The sequence below is a fragment of the Neotabrizicola sp. VNH66 genome, from assembly GCF_049445895.1.
Taxonomy (GTDB): domain Bacteria; phylum Pseudomonadota; class Alphaproteobacteria; order Rhodobacterales; family Rhodobacteraceae; genus Pseudogemmobacter.
In genome coordinates this window covers 61,338-76,344 of record NZ_JBMSDW010000006.1, presented here as the reverse complement: position 1 = coordinate 76,344, position 15,007 = coordinate 61,338, and the positions used below count along the sequence as shown (strand labels likewise).

Annotated in this window: 15 protein-coding genes; 9 read left to right on the top strand and 6 right to left on the bottom strand. The window is 65.9% G+C overall.

Going from position 1 to position 15,007, the window contains the following annotated elements; translation table 11 throughout:
- Positions 1-102: 102 nt before the first annotated feature.
- A complete protein-coding gene (recQ, locus tag ACO2Q5_RS10600) occupies positions 103-2,133 on the bottom strand; it encodes a DNA helicase RecQ (RefSeq protein WP_423290736.1) in 2,031 nt (676 codons plus the stop codon).
- Entirely contained in the window at positions 2,133-2,420 is a 288-nt protein-coding gene (locus ACO2Q5_RS10595) for a YggT family protein (protein WP_423290734.1), read from the bottom strand. The genes recQ and ACO2Q5_RS10595 overlap by 1 nt, the downstream gene beginning before the upstream one ends.
- Positions 2,421-2,562: 142 nt before the next feature.
- Between ACO2Q5_RS10595 and ACO2Q5_RS10590 the strand changes: the two genes are divergently transcribed.
- From ACO2Q5_RS10590 to arfB, 6 genes are all read left to right on the top strand, one after another.
- The gene (locus tag ACO2Q5_RS10590; protein ID WP_423290732.1) at positions 2,563-3,096 is read left to right on the top strand and encodes an acyl-CoA thioesterase; all 534 of its coding nucleotides are present in this window, start codon (positions 2,563-2,565) and stop codon (positions 3,094-3,096) included.
- Positions 3,097-3,179: 83 nt separating this feature from the next.
- The gene (locus tag ACO2Q5_RS10585) at positions 3,180-4,550 is read left to right on the top strand and encodes an MFS transporter (protein WP_423290730.1); all 1,371 of its coding nucleotides are present in this window, start codon (positions 3,180-3,182) and stop codon (positions 4,548-4,550) included.
- Complete coding sequence (gene mepA / locus ACO2Q5_RS10580; protein WP_423290728.1) at positions 4,547-5,458, top strand: penicillin-insensitive murein endopeptidase; 912 nt, start codon at positions 4,547-4,549, stop codon at positions 5,456-5,458. The genes ACO2Q5_RS10585 and mepA overlap by 4 nt, the downstream gene beginning before the upstream one ends.
- On the top strand, positions 5,431-6,327 hold the full coding sequence (locus tag ACO2Q5_RS10575) for an esterase-like activity of phytase family protein (RefSeq protein WP_423290726.1): 897 nt from the start codon (positions 5,431-5,433) through the stop codon (positions 6,325-6,327). The genes mepA and ACO2Q5_RS10575 overlap by 28 nt, the downstream gene beginning before the upstream one ends.
- Before the next feature lie 103 nt (positions 6,328-6,430).
- Complete coding sequence (locus ACO2Q5_RS10570) at positions 6,431-7,051, top strand: queuosine precursor transporter (protein ID WP_423290724.1); 621 nt, start codon at positions 6,431-6,433, stop codon at positions 7,049-7,051.
- 442 nt (positions 7,052-7,493) lie between these two features.
- Positions 7,494-7,916, top strand: a complete 423-nt coding sequence (gene arfB / locus ACO2Q5_RS10565; RefSeq protein ID WP_423290722.1) for an alternative ribosome rescue aminoacyl-tRNA hydrolase ArfB — start codon at positions 7,494-7,496, stop codon at positions 7,914-7,916.
- A gap of 19 nt (positions 7,917-7,935) precedes the next feature.
- Here the strand turns inward: arfB and pncB are convergent, their stop codons facing one another.
- Both pncB and pncA read right to left on the bottom strand, forming a co-directional pair.
- On the bottom strand, positions 7,936-9,228 hold the full coding sequence (gene pncB, locus ACO2Q5_RS10560; protein WP_423290720.1) for a nicotinate phosphoribosyltransferase: 1,293 nt from the start codon (positions 9,226-9,228) through the stop codon (positions 7,936-7,938).
- Positions 9,229-9,298: 70 nt separating this feature from the next.
- Complete coding sequence (gene pncA / locus ACO2Q5_RS10555; protein ID WP_423290718.1) at positions 9,299-9,910, bottom strand: bifunctional nicotinamidase/pyrazinamidase; 612 nt, start codon at positions 9,908-9,910, stop codon at positions 9,299-9,301.
- Positions 9,911-10,027: 117 nt separating this feature from the next.
- Here pncA and ACO2Q5_RS10550 point away from each other — a divergent pair, with 117 nt between their 5' ends.
- Positions 10,028-10,951, top strand: a complete 924-nt coding sequence (locus tag ACO2Q5_RS10550; protein WP_423290716.1) for a rhodanese-related sulfurtransferase — start codon at positions 10,028-10,030, stop codon at positions 10,949-10,951.
- Here ACO2Q5_RS10550 and ACO2Q5_RS10545 read toward each other — a convergent pair.
- Both ACO2Q5_RS10545 and ACO2Q5_RS10540 read right to left on the bottom strand, forming a co-directional pair.
- The gene (locus tag ACO2Q5_RS10545; protein WP_423290714.1) at positions 10,948-11,982 is read right to left on the bottom strand and encodes an LLM class flavin-dependent oxidoreductase; all 1,035 of its coding nucleotides are present in this window, start codon (positions 11,980-11,982) and stop codon (positions 10,948-10,950) included. The genes ACO2Q5_RS10550 and ACO2Q5_RS10545 overlap by 4 nt on opposite strands.
- A 93-nt stretch (positions 11,983-12,075) precedes the next feature.
- Positions 12,076-12,810, bottom strand: coding sequence for an NYN domain-containing protein (locus ACO2Q5_RS10540; RefSeq protein WP_423290712.1), 735 nt, complete (start codon positions 12,808-12,810; stop codon positions 12,076-12,078).
- A gap of 185 nt (positions 12,811-12,995) precedes the next feature.
- Between ACO2Q5_RS10540 and ACO2Q5_RS10535 the strand changes: the two genes are divergently transcribed.
- The gene (locus ACO2Q5_RS10535; protein ID WP_423290710.1) at positions 12,996-14,615 is read left to right on the top strand and encodes a CHASE domain-containing protein; all 1,620 of its coding nucleotides are present in this window, start codon (positions 12,996-12,998) and stop codon (positions 14,613-14,615) included.
- Between the two features lie 94 nt (positions 14,616-14,709).
- On the top strand, positions 14,710-15,006 hold the full coding sequence (locus ACO2Q5_RS10530; RefSeq protein WP_423290708.1) for an I78 family peptidase inhibitor: 297 nt from the start codon (positions 14,710-14,712) through the stop codon (positions 15,004-15,006).
- The last annotated feature ends 1 nt before the right edge of the window (position 15,007 follow it).

The following is a 15,007-nucleotide window of genomic DNA, read 5'->3' as shown; positions in this document are numbered from 1 at the left end:
GCGGCCCTCACGGGGCCGAAGCCGTCCGCCGCGGACAATTGCGGAGTGCGGACGTAGAGTTCAGCTGAATCTGCACGTGGATAGCGCCGTCCGAACCGAAGATCAGATTTCGCGCAGAACCGCCAGAAAGGCCTGGCCGAAGCGGTCCGCCTTTTGTGGTCCCATGCCCTGCACCCGCTCTATCTCCTCCAGGGTCCGGGGGCGGCGTTCGGCGATCTGGCGCAACGTGCTGTGGGTGCAGGACATCGGCTTTTCCGTGCCGTCTTCGCCCCGTGCAAGCCGGGCCTGCGCCTCGGCCAGCCGGTCGAACAGGTCGCCCTCGGGCCGTCCGGACAGCGCGCGACGGGCGGGATGGGTGCTGTCCTGCGCCCCGGTGATGACCGCCAGAAACGCCGCGCCATAGCTTTCCAGCTTCTTCGCGCCGACCCCGGTGATGCCTGCCATCTGGTCCAGCGTCGCCGGCCGCCGTTCGGCCATCTCGATCAGGGTGCGGTCGGTGAAGATCACATAGGCGGGCACGGCCGCCGCCTCGGCCAAAGCGCGGCGCTTGGCCTTCAGCGCGGACAAGAGCGGCGCATCCTCTTCGGCCACCATCGCCTTCACGGCGATGCGGCGGTCGGGCGCCACCTCTTTGCGCAGCAGCACCTGCTCCTGCCCTTTCAGCACCGGAATGGCACTGTCGGTCATCCGCAGGGCGCCATGGCGTTCGAAATCGGGGCGCAGGAAGTCGCGGCCCATCATCTGGCGGAAGATGCCGGTCCAGGCCGCCTTTGACCGTTCGCGCCCCACCCCGAAGGTCGGCAGCCCGTCGTGGCCGCGTTCACGGATGCGGTCGGTCATCGTGCCGGTCAGAATGTCGATCAGATGGCCCGCGCCATAGCTTTCCCCGGTCCGCAGCACGGCGGACAGCGCCTTGCGCACCGGCTCGGTCCCGTCGAACACCTCGGCCGGGCGGTCGCAAAGATCGCAGTTGCCGCAGGGCCGCGGATCTTCGCCGAAATAGCGCAGCAGCACCTGACGGCGGCAGGCCAAAGCCTCGGCCAGCCCCAGAAGCGCGTTCAGCCGACCGTGGTCGGCCATCTTGCGCTCCGCAGGCGCGGCGCTTTCGTCGATCTGGGTGCGGCGATAGCGGATGTCATCCGCACCATACAGCGTCAGCGTCTCGGCCAGGGACCCGTCCCGACCCGCACGGCCGATTTCCTGATAATAGGATTCAATGGATTTCGGCAGGTCGGCATGAGCGACCCAGCGGATGTCCGGCTTGTCGATCCCCATGCCGAAGGCCACCGTCGCCACCACGATCAGCCCGTCATCGCGCTGGAACCGGGTTTCCACATGGCGGCGGTCGTCGGCCTCCATCCCGCCGTGATAATGCAGCGCGGGATGGCCCGCCTCGCGCAGGGCCTGCGCCAGCGTTTCGGTCTTGGCGCGGGTGCCGCAATAGACGATCCCGGACTGCCCCTTCCGCGCGGCGGCAAAGCGCAGGATCTGTTCGCGCGGCGAGTCCTTGGCCGCAAAGGCCAGATGGATGTTCGGCCGGTCAAAGCCGCGCAGGAAGGTCGCGGGCGTCTCTCCGTCGAACAGACGGCTGACGATCTCGGCCCGGGTCTCCTCATCCGCGGTGGCGGTAAAGGCGGCCAGAGGCACCCGCAGCGCGCGGCGCAATTCACCGATGCGCAGGTAATCGGGGCGGAAATCATGGCCCCACTGGCTGACGCAGTGCGCCTCATCCACCGCGATCAGCGAAACGCCGATCCGCCGCAGCAGCGGCTGCGACGATCCCAGCCGTTCCGGCGCCATGTAAAGCAGCTTCAGCCGCCCCTCGTCCAGCGCGCGGAAGACATCTTCCGTCTCATCCTCGGTGTTGCCGGAGGTGAGGGCCCCCGCTTCCACCCCGGCCTCGCGCAGGGAACGGACCTGATCGCGCATCAGCGCGATCAGCGGAGAGATCACCACCGTCACCCCGGACCGGCACAGCGCGGGCAGCTGATAGCACAGCGATTTGCCCCCGCCGGTGGGCATGATGGCCAGCGTGTTCTGCCCCGCCGTTACGGCAGAGACGATCTCCTCCTGCCCGGGACGAAACTCCGGGAAGCCGAAGACCCGGGCCAGAAGTGCCGCGGGATCGGCCATCAGTAGAAGGCGGCGATGTTGTTCATCAGGATGATGCGCAGGGCATAGACGGCCAGCAGCACGACCAGCGGCGCAAAGTCGATTCCCGCGGTGGCGGGCAGGATGCGGCGGACCTGACTGTAGATCGGCTCCAGCATGCGGTTCAGGCCGTACCAGATCTGTGCCACCAGGGACTGGCGCAGGTTCAGCACCTGAAAGTTGATCAGCCACGACATGATCACATGCGCCAGCACAACGAATTGCACCACGCCGAGTATCAGCATCAAGATGTCGTAGACAGACTTCATCGCGCCCTCGCTTTTCCGGATGGCGAAAGAGGTAGCGCGGGCAGCGCCCAAGGGCAATGCCATAGGCGGCGGACGCGGGGTCATGCTTGACCTTTTCGCCGCATCGCGGCAGGCCGGAACCCGCAAAGCAGGAGGCGGCGGCATGTATCCATGGTTCCGGCTGGTCAAGGAAGTGGTGAAGTTCCGCAGCGCGCCCCGCCTGCACCCGTTCGACACCCACATCAGCCACCACCTCTGCTGGCCGTGGGACATCGACCCGTGGATGGAGCTGAACAACGGTCGCACGCTGACATTGTATGATCTGGGGCGTATCCCGATGGCCACCCGCACCGGGCTGGACAAGCTGGCGCGGGCGAAAGGCTGGGGGCTGGCCGTCGCGGGCGCCTCGGTCCGCTACCGCAAGCGGGTGAAGGCCTTCGACCGGATCGAAATGAAGACCCGGCTTTTGGGCTGGGACGGGCGGTTCGTCTATATGGATCAGAGCATGTGGGTCCGGGGGGACTGCACCTCGCAGGTGCTGATCCGCTCGGCCATCACGCAGGGCAAGCGCGGGATCGTGCCGCCGTCCGAGATGGCGGTGGCGCTTGGTCTGCCCGGCGAAAGCCCCGCCCTGCCCGCATGGGTGCGGGCTTGGATCGACGCCGATGCCGAACGGCCCTGGCCACCGCAGGCCTGAGCGGCCTCCCCCTCTGTCTGCCACAACGCGGGCTTGCGCCGCCGCCGTTTTGCGGATTCACTCGCGCCAAAAGAGGGCGGGACATGATCAGCAAACGCAAGCGCATCTGGGGCTGGTATTTTTTCGACTGGGCCAGCCAGCCGTATAACACCTTGCTGCTGACCTTTGTCTTCGGCCCCTATTTCGCCGAGGTCGCCCGGGGCTATTACATGGGCACCGGGATGGAGGCGGAGACCGCCGCCGCCGCCGCGCAAAGCTTCTGGGGTGTGGGGCTGACGCTGTCGTCGCTGATCATCGCGGTTCTGGCGCCCATCCTGGGTGCGGTGGCCGACACGACCGGGCGGCGGCTGGTCTGGGTCTGGATCTTCTCGGCCCTCTACGTCATCGGCGCTTGGGCGCTGTGGTGGGTGGCCCCCGGCGGCGGCGTGGGCATGCTGTATTTCGCCGTGGGCTTCTTCGGCCTGGGCTTCATCGGTATGGAATTCGCCACGATATTCACCAATGCGCTGATGCCCTCGCTGTCGGATCATGAGGATATGGGCGCGATCTCCGGCTCCGGCTTTGCCTTCGGCTATCTGGGCGGGCTGATCGCGCTGATCATCATGCTGGGCTTCTTCGTGGCCAGCCCCGAAACCGGCCTGACCTATCTGGGCCTGCCGCCGGTGCTGGGCGAGGACAGCGAGACGCAGATCGGCACCCGCATCGTCGGGCCTTTCACGGCGCTGTGGTTCGCGGTCTTCATGATCCCGTTCTTCCTGTGGGTGAAGGAGCCGAAGACCACACCGCAGCAAATGCATCTGGGCCGCGCGCTGGCGCAACTGAAGGAATTGCTGGCCTCGCTGCGCTACCGCCGCAGCCTGTCGGCCTATCTGTTGTCCTCGCTGTTCTACCGCGATGCGCTGAATGCGCTTTATGCCTTCGGCGGGGTCTATGCCTCGGGCGTGCTGGGCTGGTCCATCGGACAGATCGGCATCTTTGGCGTGGTGGGGGCGATCACCGCGGTGGCGGCCTCATGGGTCGGCGGCCGGGCGGACCGGAAATGGGGGCCGAAGCCGGTGATCGTCGTGTCGATCCTTGTGCTGAGCGCCATCGTTCTGGTCATCGTCGGCCTGACCCGGGAAAGCGTCTGGGGCATTCCGCTGGACCCGGCCTCGGCCGCCTCGGACAACCTGTTCTTCCTCTGCGGGGCGCTGATCGGCGCGGCGGGGGGCACGATTCAGGCCGCCAGCCGGACGATGATGGTGCGCCATACCGATCCGGACCACGCGACCGAAGCCTTCGGGCTTTATGCGCTGTCCGGCAAGGTGGCCAGCTTCATCTCGCCCGCAATGATCGCGCTGGCCACCACGATCAGCGGATCACAGCGCATCGGCATGGTGCCGCTGATCGTGCTGTTTCTTCTGGGCCTGATCCTGCTACTCTTCGTCAATTCCAGAGGTGAGCAGACCCGATGACCCTTCGCACGACCGTCCGGCGCATGATCCTGTGCGCCGCACTTGCCCTGCCCATGCCTGCCGTGGCCGAACCCTTGGCCAACAAGCTCTTCGGCGCGCATACGACCCCGTCCAATCAGGAGTCGATGCCGGTGGGCAGCTATGCGCGGGGCTGCGCCGCGGGGCTGATCGTGCTGCCCGAGACGGGGCCGACCTGGCAGGCGATGCGGCTGTCGCGCAACCGCAACTGGGGCCAGCCGGTCATGATCCAGTTTCTGGCCGACCTGTCGTCCGAGGCGGCGGCCATGGGCTGGGGCAAGGGACTTTATGTCGGCGATATCAGCCAGCCGCGCGGCGGGCCGATGACCAGCGGCCATGCCAGCCACCAGATCGGGCTGGATGCGGATATCTGGTGGCTTGCCCCCAAAAGCCTGAAGCTGTCGGTGAAAGAGCGGGAGAATATTTCTTCCATCCCCATGCGCTCGGCCGATCAGAAGTCGGTCACCAAAAACTGGGGACCGACGGCCGCGCGCCTCTTGAAGACGGCGGCGCTGGATCCGCGGGTGGACCGCATCTTCGTGGCTGCCTCGATCAAGATCGAGATGTGCAAGACTGCCAAGAAATCCGACAAGAAATGGCTGCAGAAGATCCGCCCCGTGGCCGGGCATGACACCCATTTCCACGTGCGGCTGAAATGCCCGCCCGGCGCCCGCATGTGCGAGACGCAGACGCCCACGGTGGCCGACCTGTCGAATGGCGGCGACGGCTGTGACGAGACGCTGACCTGGTGGGTGACGGATTATCTGAACCCGCCCAAGAAAGGGGCCGAAAAGCCCAAGGACGAAGACCAGCCCCGCAAGAAGGGGCCGCGCGAATTCACCATGGCGGACCTGCCCAAGCAATGCAAAGACGTGCTCGCCTCGGACTGACGGCGGCACTGCTGGCGGTGGGATTGCAGGGGGGCGCCAGCCCCTTTGTCCCCGCCGGTTTCGTGTCGTCCTATGCTTGGAAATCCGATGATCCCCGCTTTGGCGGGTTTTCCGGCGTGGAACTGTCGGAAGATGGGCGCCAGATCGTTGTGCTGTCGGACCGCGGCACCTGGACCCGTGGCACGGTCAGCCGCGACGGGCTGGGCCGGATCACCGGGGTGGAGCTGGAGCCGATGCAGGAACTGCGCGCCACCGGCGACGCACCGCTGAAGAAATCCCGTTCGGACAGCGAGGGAATCGCGATGGCCCCGGACGGCACGCTTTACGTCTCGTTCGAGGGCGTGGCCCGGGTGCTGCGCTACGACCGTTTCGGCGGCCCGGCGGTGAACCTGCCCGATGCCAAGGCCTTTGCCCTGATGCCGAAGAATGCCTCGCTGGAGGCTTTGGCGGTGGATGCCTCGGGCGCCCTCTGGACCCTGCCCGAAGACACCCGCGACAAGACGCAGGATTTTCCGTTCTACCGCTTTGACGGCGAACGCTGGACCCAACCCTTCTCTTTGCCCCGCCGTGGCCCCTATCTGCCGGTCGGTGCGGATTTCGGGCCGGACGGGCGGCTGTATATTCTAGAGCGCGCCTTCTACGGGCTGGGCGGCTTTGCCAGCCGGGTGCGGGCGCTGCGTTTGACCACGGACGGGATCGCCGCCGAAGAGGTCGTCGTCGAAACGCCCGCCGGCGCGCATGACAACCTTGAAGGCCTGTCGGTCTGGCAGGACGAAACCGGCGCGATCCGCCTGACCATGGTGTCGGACGACAATCACCAGTTCTTCCTGCGCAACGAGATTGTGGAATACCGCCTGCCCCCGGGCTGACGAACCGTTGACGCAGCCACGCGAGCGGATTATGCCGCGCCGTCCCCACCCGCCCTGCGCGGCAGGGCCAAGTGTCCGCTACCTTGTCAAAACGGAAAACAACATGACCCGTCTTCTGCCCGGCATTCTTGCCATGGCCGCCATCGTGCTGGCCTCGAACATCCTTGTGCAGTTTCCCATGGGCGCCTGGTTGACCTGGGGCGCCTGGAGCTATCCTTTCGCCTTTCTGGTGGGCGATCTGGTGAACCGCCTGCAGGGACCCTCGGCCGCGCGCAAGGTGGTGCTGGCCGGTTTCGTCACCGGCCTGGCCTGTTCCTTCGTTGGCACCCAGATCATGGGAGAGTTCGGCCCGCTGGTCACCCTGCGCGTGGCCATAGGGTCCGGTCTGGCCTATCTGGTCGGCCAGATGACCGATGTCTCCGTCTTCACCATGTTCCGTCGCGACAAATGGTGGAAGGCGCCGCTCGTCTCCACTCTGGTCTCCTCGACGCTGGATACGGTGATCTTCTTCTCCATCGCCTTCTCGGCCACGCTGGCCTTCATCCATCCGGCCGATGACGTGTCCTGGGCGGGCGAGGTCATGCCGCTTCTGGGCATCGGCCCCGACGCGCCGTTCTGGGTGTCGCTCGCCCTGGCGGATTGGGGGGTGAAGCTTCTGCTGGCGCTGGTCGCGCTGGTGCCATTCCGCCTGATCGTCGGGCGTTTCATCGCCCGTCCGGTCTGATTACCCCCGAATCTGCCCGCAAACCGGGCAGATTCGATGTGCCAGATATGGATTGCTCATATTTTGGGCGCCCTATTCCGGCCCCGGGGTTGTTTTCCGGCCACATCACAGGATGTGACGTATCTGTAGCGGAAATTCAGTTGACCGACACCATATCTGTGGCAGGCTGAGCTTATCGGCAACCCATTGAAAGGAGGTGATCCAGTGTCTAGAGGGATATTGGAGAGAAGCGTCGGGACAGTCAGGGGGCATGTTTTCTGAGGGCAGCCCCTCAGTGCACCGAACCTGGTTGGGCTTTTTCCTAACTGGCCCATCTCCTTGGAACTCGGAAGGGGTCGCCGTTCAGGCGACCCTTTCTCTTGTGGCTGTGTGGTGCCTTGCGCAGCCTTCTCGTGCGGCTTCGCCTTCTCTTCGGGCGGGCCGCCCCTGCCGCTGAACCGCCATGCTGTATATCACCGAAACCCTTGCCCTTGCCGACTGGGAGCTGAGCGAAAGCTTCATGCGCGCCTCGGGTCCCGGCGGGCAGAATGTCAACAAGGTCTCGACCGCCGTAGAACTGCGGTTCGAGGCCGAGCGGTCGCCCCATCTGCCGCCGCCCGTCAAAGCGCGGCTGCGGCGGATCGCCGGGCGCAAATGGACGGTCGAGGGCGCGCTGGTCATTCAGGTGGACGACACCCGCAGCCAGGCCCGCAACCGCGAAATCGCGCGCGAACGGCTGGCCGAGATGATCCGCGCCGCGCTGGTCGCACCGAAAAAACGCATCGCCACCAAACCCACATTGGGCAGCCAACGGCGCCGTCTGACGGCAAAGGCGGTGCGCGGCGAGGTAAAGGCCTTGCGTGGCCGGATTGAGGGCGAGGACTGACCTGCCGCAGCGCGACCGGTCAGACCTGCACCTCGCGCGCGATCTGGTCGCCCACGCCGAAGACGCGCTTGTAGCGGGCGATCTCGTCCTTCGGACCCATCGCCTTGTTCGGGTTGTCCGACAGTTTTACCGTGGGGCGGCCATTGGCGGACACCGCCTTGCAGACAAGGCTGAACGGCGCCAGCGCATCACCCGGCACAAAGCCGCGGAAGTCGTTGGTCAGGTTGGTTCCCCAGCCGAAAGACACCTTCACCCGGCCGTTGAACTGGGCGTAAAGGCGTTCGATCATCTCGACATCCAGCCCGTCCGAGAAGATGACCAGCTTCTCGCGCGGGTCTTCGCCCTGATCCTTCCACCAGCGGATGGCGATTTCCGCCGCTGCCGCCGGATCGCCCGAATCGATGCGGATGCCGGTCCAGCTGGCCAGCCATGCCGGGGCGTTCTTCAGGAACCCTTCGGTGCCATAGGTATCGGGCAGGATGATCCGCAGATTGCCGTCATGTTCTTCGTGCCAGTCGGCCAGCACCTGATAGGGCGCCTGCGCCAGACGGGCATCGTCGGTGGCCAGCGCGGCATAGACCATGGGCAGTTCATGCGCATTGGTGCCGATTGCCTCGATGTCGCGCTTCATGGCGATCAGGCAGTTCGACGTGCCGGTAAAGGCGCTGCCCAGCCCTTCCTGCATCGCCTGCACGCACCAGTCCTGCCACAGATAGCCATGGCGGCGGCGGGTGCCGAAATCGGCGATCTTCAGATCGGGGATGTTCCGCAGCCGTTCGATCTTTTCCCAAAGCCGGGTCATCGCGCGGGCATAAAGGACCTGAAGTTCGAACTTGCGCATGTCCTTCAGGATGGCGCGGCTGCGCAACTCCATGATCACGGCCAGCGCGGGGATTTCCCACAGCATGACCTCGGGCCATTTGCCCTCGAAGGTCAGCTCATACTGGCCGTCGCGCTTTTCCAGGTGATAGGCGGGCAGGCGCAGATTCTCGAACCATTCCATGAAATCGGGGCGGAACATCTGGCGCTTGCCGTAAAAGGTGTTCCCCCGCAGCCATGTGCTTTCGCCCCGCTTCAGCGACAGGCTGCGGACATGGTCCAGCTGTTCGCGCAATTCGCCTTCGTCGATCAGCTCGGCCAGACGGACGGATTTCGTCCGGTTGATCAGGCTGAAGACGACGTTGGTGTCCGGCCGGTTCCGAAAGATCGACTGGCACATCAAGAGCTTGTAGAAGTCCGTGTCGATCAGCGACCGGACGACCGGGTCGATCTTCCAGTTGTGATTATGGACACGGGTGGCGATATCGACCATGCGGGCCTCCTCCGGACGGATGAGCCGTTAAAGCAACCCGCGCAGGCACTGTCCAGCGGTCAGGCGGCCTTCAGGCGTCCAGAAGCACCACGCCCGCATCGCGCATCTGCGCCCGCGCCTCTTCGAGCGAGCCGTTGAGATTGATGCCGCGGCACAGATCCTGCCGGACCGAGACCTTGAAACCCAGACGGATCGCATCCAGCGCGGAATAAGCCACGCAGTAATCCGTGGCGAGGCCGACAAAGGTCAGCTGGGTGATACCGCGGGTGTCCAGATACCCCTCCAGCCCCGTGGGGGTTTCGCGGTCATTCTCGAAGAACGCCGAATAGCTGTCGATTTCGGGGCGGAACCCCTTGCGGATCACCAGCTGCGCCGGATCGGTGCGCAGATCGCGGTGCAACGCCGCGCCCGGTGTGCCGATCACGCAATGCGTGGGCCACAGCACCTGCGGGCCATAGGGCATTTCGGTCACGCCGAACGGCTCGGCCCCCGGATGATTGGCGGCGAAAGAGGCATGGTTCGCGGGGTGCCAATCCTGCGTCAGGACGACGGTCTGAAACTCGTCCATCAGGGCGTTGATGCCGGGAACGATGCTGTCGCCGTCTGCCACCGCCAGCGCGCCGCCGGGGCAGAAATCGTTCTGCACGTCGATCACGATCAGGGCTTCGGTGATGTCGCGCATTCTGGCCTCCATCCATTGGGTCCGTCGGAAAACCCCTTGCCCCGGGGTTAGGTTCCCCACCGCCCTGCGTCAAGCGCGGCCCTTGATTTCAGGGGCGAAGGGGTTCATTCCGCCCGCATGTTCATCATTGCCGCACTGTATCACTTCACCCGGTTCGACGATCCGGCCGCCCTGCGCGAACCGCTTCTGGCCCTGTGTCAGGCGGCAAACGTGCGCGGCTCGCTCCTGCTGGCGGCTGAGGGCGTGAACGGCACCATCGCGGGCCCGCGCGCCGGAGTGGATTCCGTGCTGGCCCATCTTCGCGCCCTGCCCGGCTGCGCGGGGCTGGAGTGGAAGGAAAGCACCGCCCCCGCCAATCCCTTCGGCCGGATGAAGGTGAAACTGAAGCGCGAGATCGTGACGATGGGCGTCGAAGGCGTGGACCCGCGCGCCGCCGTGGGCCATTACGTCGCGCCCGCCGACTGGAACGACCTGATCGCGGCCCCCGATGTGGCGGTGATCGACACCCGCAACGACTATGAGGTTGCTATCGGCACCTTCACCGGCGCGGTGGACCCCGACATCCGCAGCTTCCGCGACTTTCCCGCATGGTGGGAGGCGAACCGCGAGCGCTTTCACAACAAGCGCATCGCCATGTTCTGCACCGGCGGCATCCGGTGCGAGAAATCGACGAATTATCTGCTGTCGCAGGGGGTGGAAGAGGTGTTCCACCTGAAGGGCGGCATCCTCAAATACCTTGAGGAAGTGCCCGCCGCGCAATCCGCATGGCAGGGCGAATGCTACGTCTTCGACGGACGGGTCTCGGTCGGTCACGGTCTGGTGCCCGGCGACTATACCTCTTGCGGGGCCTGCCGCCGCCCGGTCAGCCGCGAGGATCGCACCCATCCGGCGTTTGAACCCGGCGTCTGCTGCCCGGCCTGCGTCGGCGAATATTCCGAAGCCGACCGCGCCCGGTTCCGCGAGCGCGAGCGGCAGATGCGGCTGGCCGAGGACCGGGGCACCCGCCATCTGGGCGCGAACCCCGATCTGGCCGAGGGTTAGCGGCCCGACAGAATGTCCCGCACCATCGGGATGACCTTTTCACCGTAAAGCCGCACGCCCTCCATCTGCACCGCATGGGGGATGGGGCCGGTCGTATACTTCAGGTCAAACCGCTGCAGGTTCAGCGCCTTGACCGTGGCGGCGATCTTTTTCGCTACCGTCTCGGGGCTGCCCACATAGCTGGAACCGTGGTTGACCTCAGACAGGAAGCTGGCCTTCGTCACCGGCGACCAGCCGCGTTCGCGCCCGATCCGGCCATACATTTCCTTATAGGCGGGCCAGGCCTGCTCCTGCGCTTCGGCATCCGTCGCGGCCACATGGCCGGGGGAATGCACCCCCACCGGGCGGGCGGTGCGGCCCATCTGCTCCACCGCGCGGTTATAGAGGTCCACATAGGGCACGAACCGCTTCGGATCGCCGCCGATGATCGCCAGCATCAGCTGCAGATCCTGCCGCACCACGCGCACGACCGATTCCGGGCTGCCCCCCACGCCGACCCAGACCGGCATCGGCTGTGCCAGGGGCGGATAAACCACCTGATCCTTCAGCCCCGTGCGGGTCTGGCCGGACCATGTGACACGCTCCTCCTTCACCAGCTTGGCGAAGAGATCCAGCTTCTCTTCGAACAAGGTGTCGTAATCGGCCATGTCATGACCGAAAAGGCCGTAGCTTTCGGTGAACGACCCGCGGCCCACGATCGGCTCGGCCCGGCCGCCCGACAGCGCATGCAGGGTGGAAAACCGCTGGAACACCCGGACCGGATCGTCGGTCGAAAGCACCGTCACCGCCGTGCCCAGCCGGATGCGCGAGGTGCGGCCCGCGATGGTGCCCAGAATGACCTCGGGCGAGGAAATGGCGAAATCGTCGCGGTGATGTTCCCCCAGACCGATGAAATCCACCCCGGTCTGGTCAGCCACTACCGCCTGTTCCACCACATCGCGCAGGACCTGATCCTGCGGCACCGGCAGACCGGCGGCATCCACCGTCACATCGCCAAAGGTATGAAGACCGAGTTCGACTTGTTGCGTCATGGCAAAGCCTCCTGTTCAGAGGCGAACATAGTCAGAAATCCGCGGCAACCAACTCTGCATTCCCGCAGAGAGCCCGTGGCGGAGACGCAGAGATCAGGCCTTGTCCCGCACCATCAGCTGGTTGCCGTCCTGCCGCACCTCGAACCGGGCCAGTTTGCGGATCAGGTCCGACAGCTTGGCCGAACCATAGGTGCGGGTGTCGAAATCCGGATTAGCCTGCGTGATGAACTGGCCGATCTGGCCCAGCGAGAACCACTCCCCCTCGGGGTCGATGGCGCGCATGGCCGCGGCGATCAGCGGGGTCGCATTCACCGGCGGCTCTTTCCCGCCTGCGGCGCGCGGCGTTTCGGTCGCGGCGGCCCCGGGGCGCGCGGGTTCCGGCTCCGTTTCGCCGAGGTTCTCAACATAGATGAACCGCTTGCAGGCCATGCGGAAGGCCTCGGGCGTTTTCTTCTCACCGATGCCGTAGACATCAAGGCCCTGCTCGCGGATGCGCGCGGCCAGCCGGGTGAAATCGCTGTCCGAAGACACAAGGACGAAGCCGTCGAACAGACCGGAATGCAGGAAATCCATCGCCGCGATGACAAGGCCGATGTCGCTGGCATTCTTGCCCTTGGTGTTGGCGAACTGCTGGTCCGCGACCATGCCAAGCGCGGCCACCTTCTTGGCCCAGGCGTTCAGCCGGATCGCCGACCAGTCGCCGTAAATCCGGCGCACCGAAGCCTCGCCCAAGGCGGCGATCTCTTCGAAGATCACCTCGGCATAGGCGGCGGGCACATTGTCGGCGTCGATCAGGACACACAGGCGGGGGGAGCGTTCGTTGGCCATGGCCACATCCTGCGCGAGAATGGCCGCCGCGGAAAGCCCTTGCGCGATCAGCACATGCACTGCGCGGCTAATGCACGGAAAGATGGCGGAAACTTCCCGGTGGCGTTGCGCGGGTTTCCGGATGGCCCTATGGTCCGGGGGAAAGCCCCGGCCCCTTTGGCCCCCGCCGGGATGCGGGACCGGACGTGTTCAGAAAACCCCTTGTCGCCCTTGTCGCCTTCGGCTGCTCCGCCCTTCTGGGCAGCGCGGTGACCTGGAGCGTACATCTCTCGGAACGGGCCCGGGCTGAGGCCGAGTTCCGGCAGCATCTGGATGCAGCCGCCGCCAGCCTGGGCCGCCAGCTGGCGCAGGACATGGCCTATCTGACTGCGACCCGCGCCTTCCTGACCACCCAGACCGGCGTGCCGGAGCGGGCTCCCTTTGCAGCTTTCGTGGCGGGACTGGGCCTTTCCGCCCCGATGGACGGGCTGATGGGCGTGGGCTTTGCCCAGATCCTGCTGCCAGAGGACGAACCCGCCACGGCCGCGCGGCTGCGCCGCCATTATGGCACAGACCGCGGAATCTGGCCCGAACCGGCAGGAAACCTGCGCAGCGTCATTGTCCTGCTGGAGCCGTCGGACCCGCGCAACAGCGCAGCCCTCGGCTATGACATGGCAACCGAGCCGCATCGCCGCGCAGCCATGGAAACCGCGATGGAAACCGGGGAGCCCGCGGCCACCGCGCCCGTCACGCTGGTGCAGGAAATCACCGCGGAAAAGCAGGCCGGGTTCCTGATCTATCTCTACCTCCCCGAGGAGCGCGCCGCCGCCGTCCCGGCCGGCTTCGTCTATTCACCGATCCGCGCCGGAGAGCTGTTCAATACCGCCCTGTCGCGGGTGGGGATGGCCTATGATCTGATGGCCGTGGATATCGAGGCGCCGGACGTGCCGCTGTTCCGCACGGACGGGTTTCAGACCGGCCGCAGCCTACGGCACCTGAGCGTGGATACCGAGGTCCGCTTTGCCGGGCGCCGCTGGCTGCTGACCGCACAGTCGCGGGAAGGCGACGGCTATCTGCAGCTTTACCCGTTCACGCTGCTTGCCGCGGCGGCCATGGCGCTGCTGTCGGTCAGCATCGGGCTTTCGGTTCAGTTCCTTACCGCGGCCGTGCGCAAGGAACGCAGCCTGAATGCCGCGCAGGACCGGCTGGTGCGCGAGAAAGACCTGCATCTGCGGGAAATGTCCCACCGGCTCAAGAACGCCCTCGCAAGGGTGGTGGCGATGACCCGGCAGGCCGCGCGTGGCGCCGAGACGAAAGAGGAATTCGTGGCCTCGGTCACGCGGCGGCTGCAGTCCATGGCCAATGCACAGGACATGCTGACCCGCGCCTCGGGGCAGATCGCCCTGCGTGCGCTGCTGGCATCCGAGCTGCGGCAGATCCTGGGCGAGGATGCTGCCCTGCCCGCGATGACCGGGCCGGAGGTGCAGCTGACCGCGCATGAGACGCGGGCGCTTGGCCTGACCTTCCACGAGCTGGCCACCAATGCGCTGAAATACGGGGCGGGCGCGGTCGAGGGCGGGCAATTGTCGATCAGCTGGACCGTTGACAGCGGCGCGCGGCCGCAGCTGCATCTGATCTGGGACGAGGAGACCGGCACCGCCGCCGCCGCGCCGGAACGCAAGGGCTTCGGCAGCCAGTTGATCGACAGCTGCATCCGCGGGGAACTGGGCGGCACGGTCGCGCGTCGGTATCACGCCAGCGGCCTGACCGTGGAACTGCATGTCCCGCTGGGACAGACGGCGGAACCCGCGGCCCTGCCCGGCTGACATTTTTTCCGTGCCGGCCAAGATTCGACCAAGGATCGCCGGTGCCCTCGCGTCAGACCGAAGAAGACCGTGTTCCCGTTCAGAGGAGGATCAGATGACCCAGACTGCCCCCATCCGCACCCGCTGGCTTCCGCTGCTGGCCTTTCCGCTGCTGCTGTCCGCCTGTGTGATCGAAGAGGTGCCCCCCACCGTCCCGGCCGAGGACGCCTGTGGTGCGTCTGCCCTGCAGGGGCTGGTCGGCCAGCCGCGGACGGTGCTTGCCACCATGCGCTTCGGCCAGACCACCCGGATCATCGAACCAGGCATGGCCGTGACGATGGATTATCAGGCCGGGCGGCTGAACATCTGGATCGCCGAAAACGGCCGGATCGAGCGTGTCAGCTGCGGCTGAA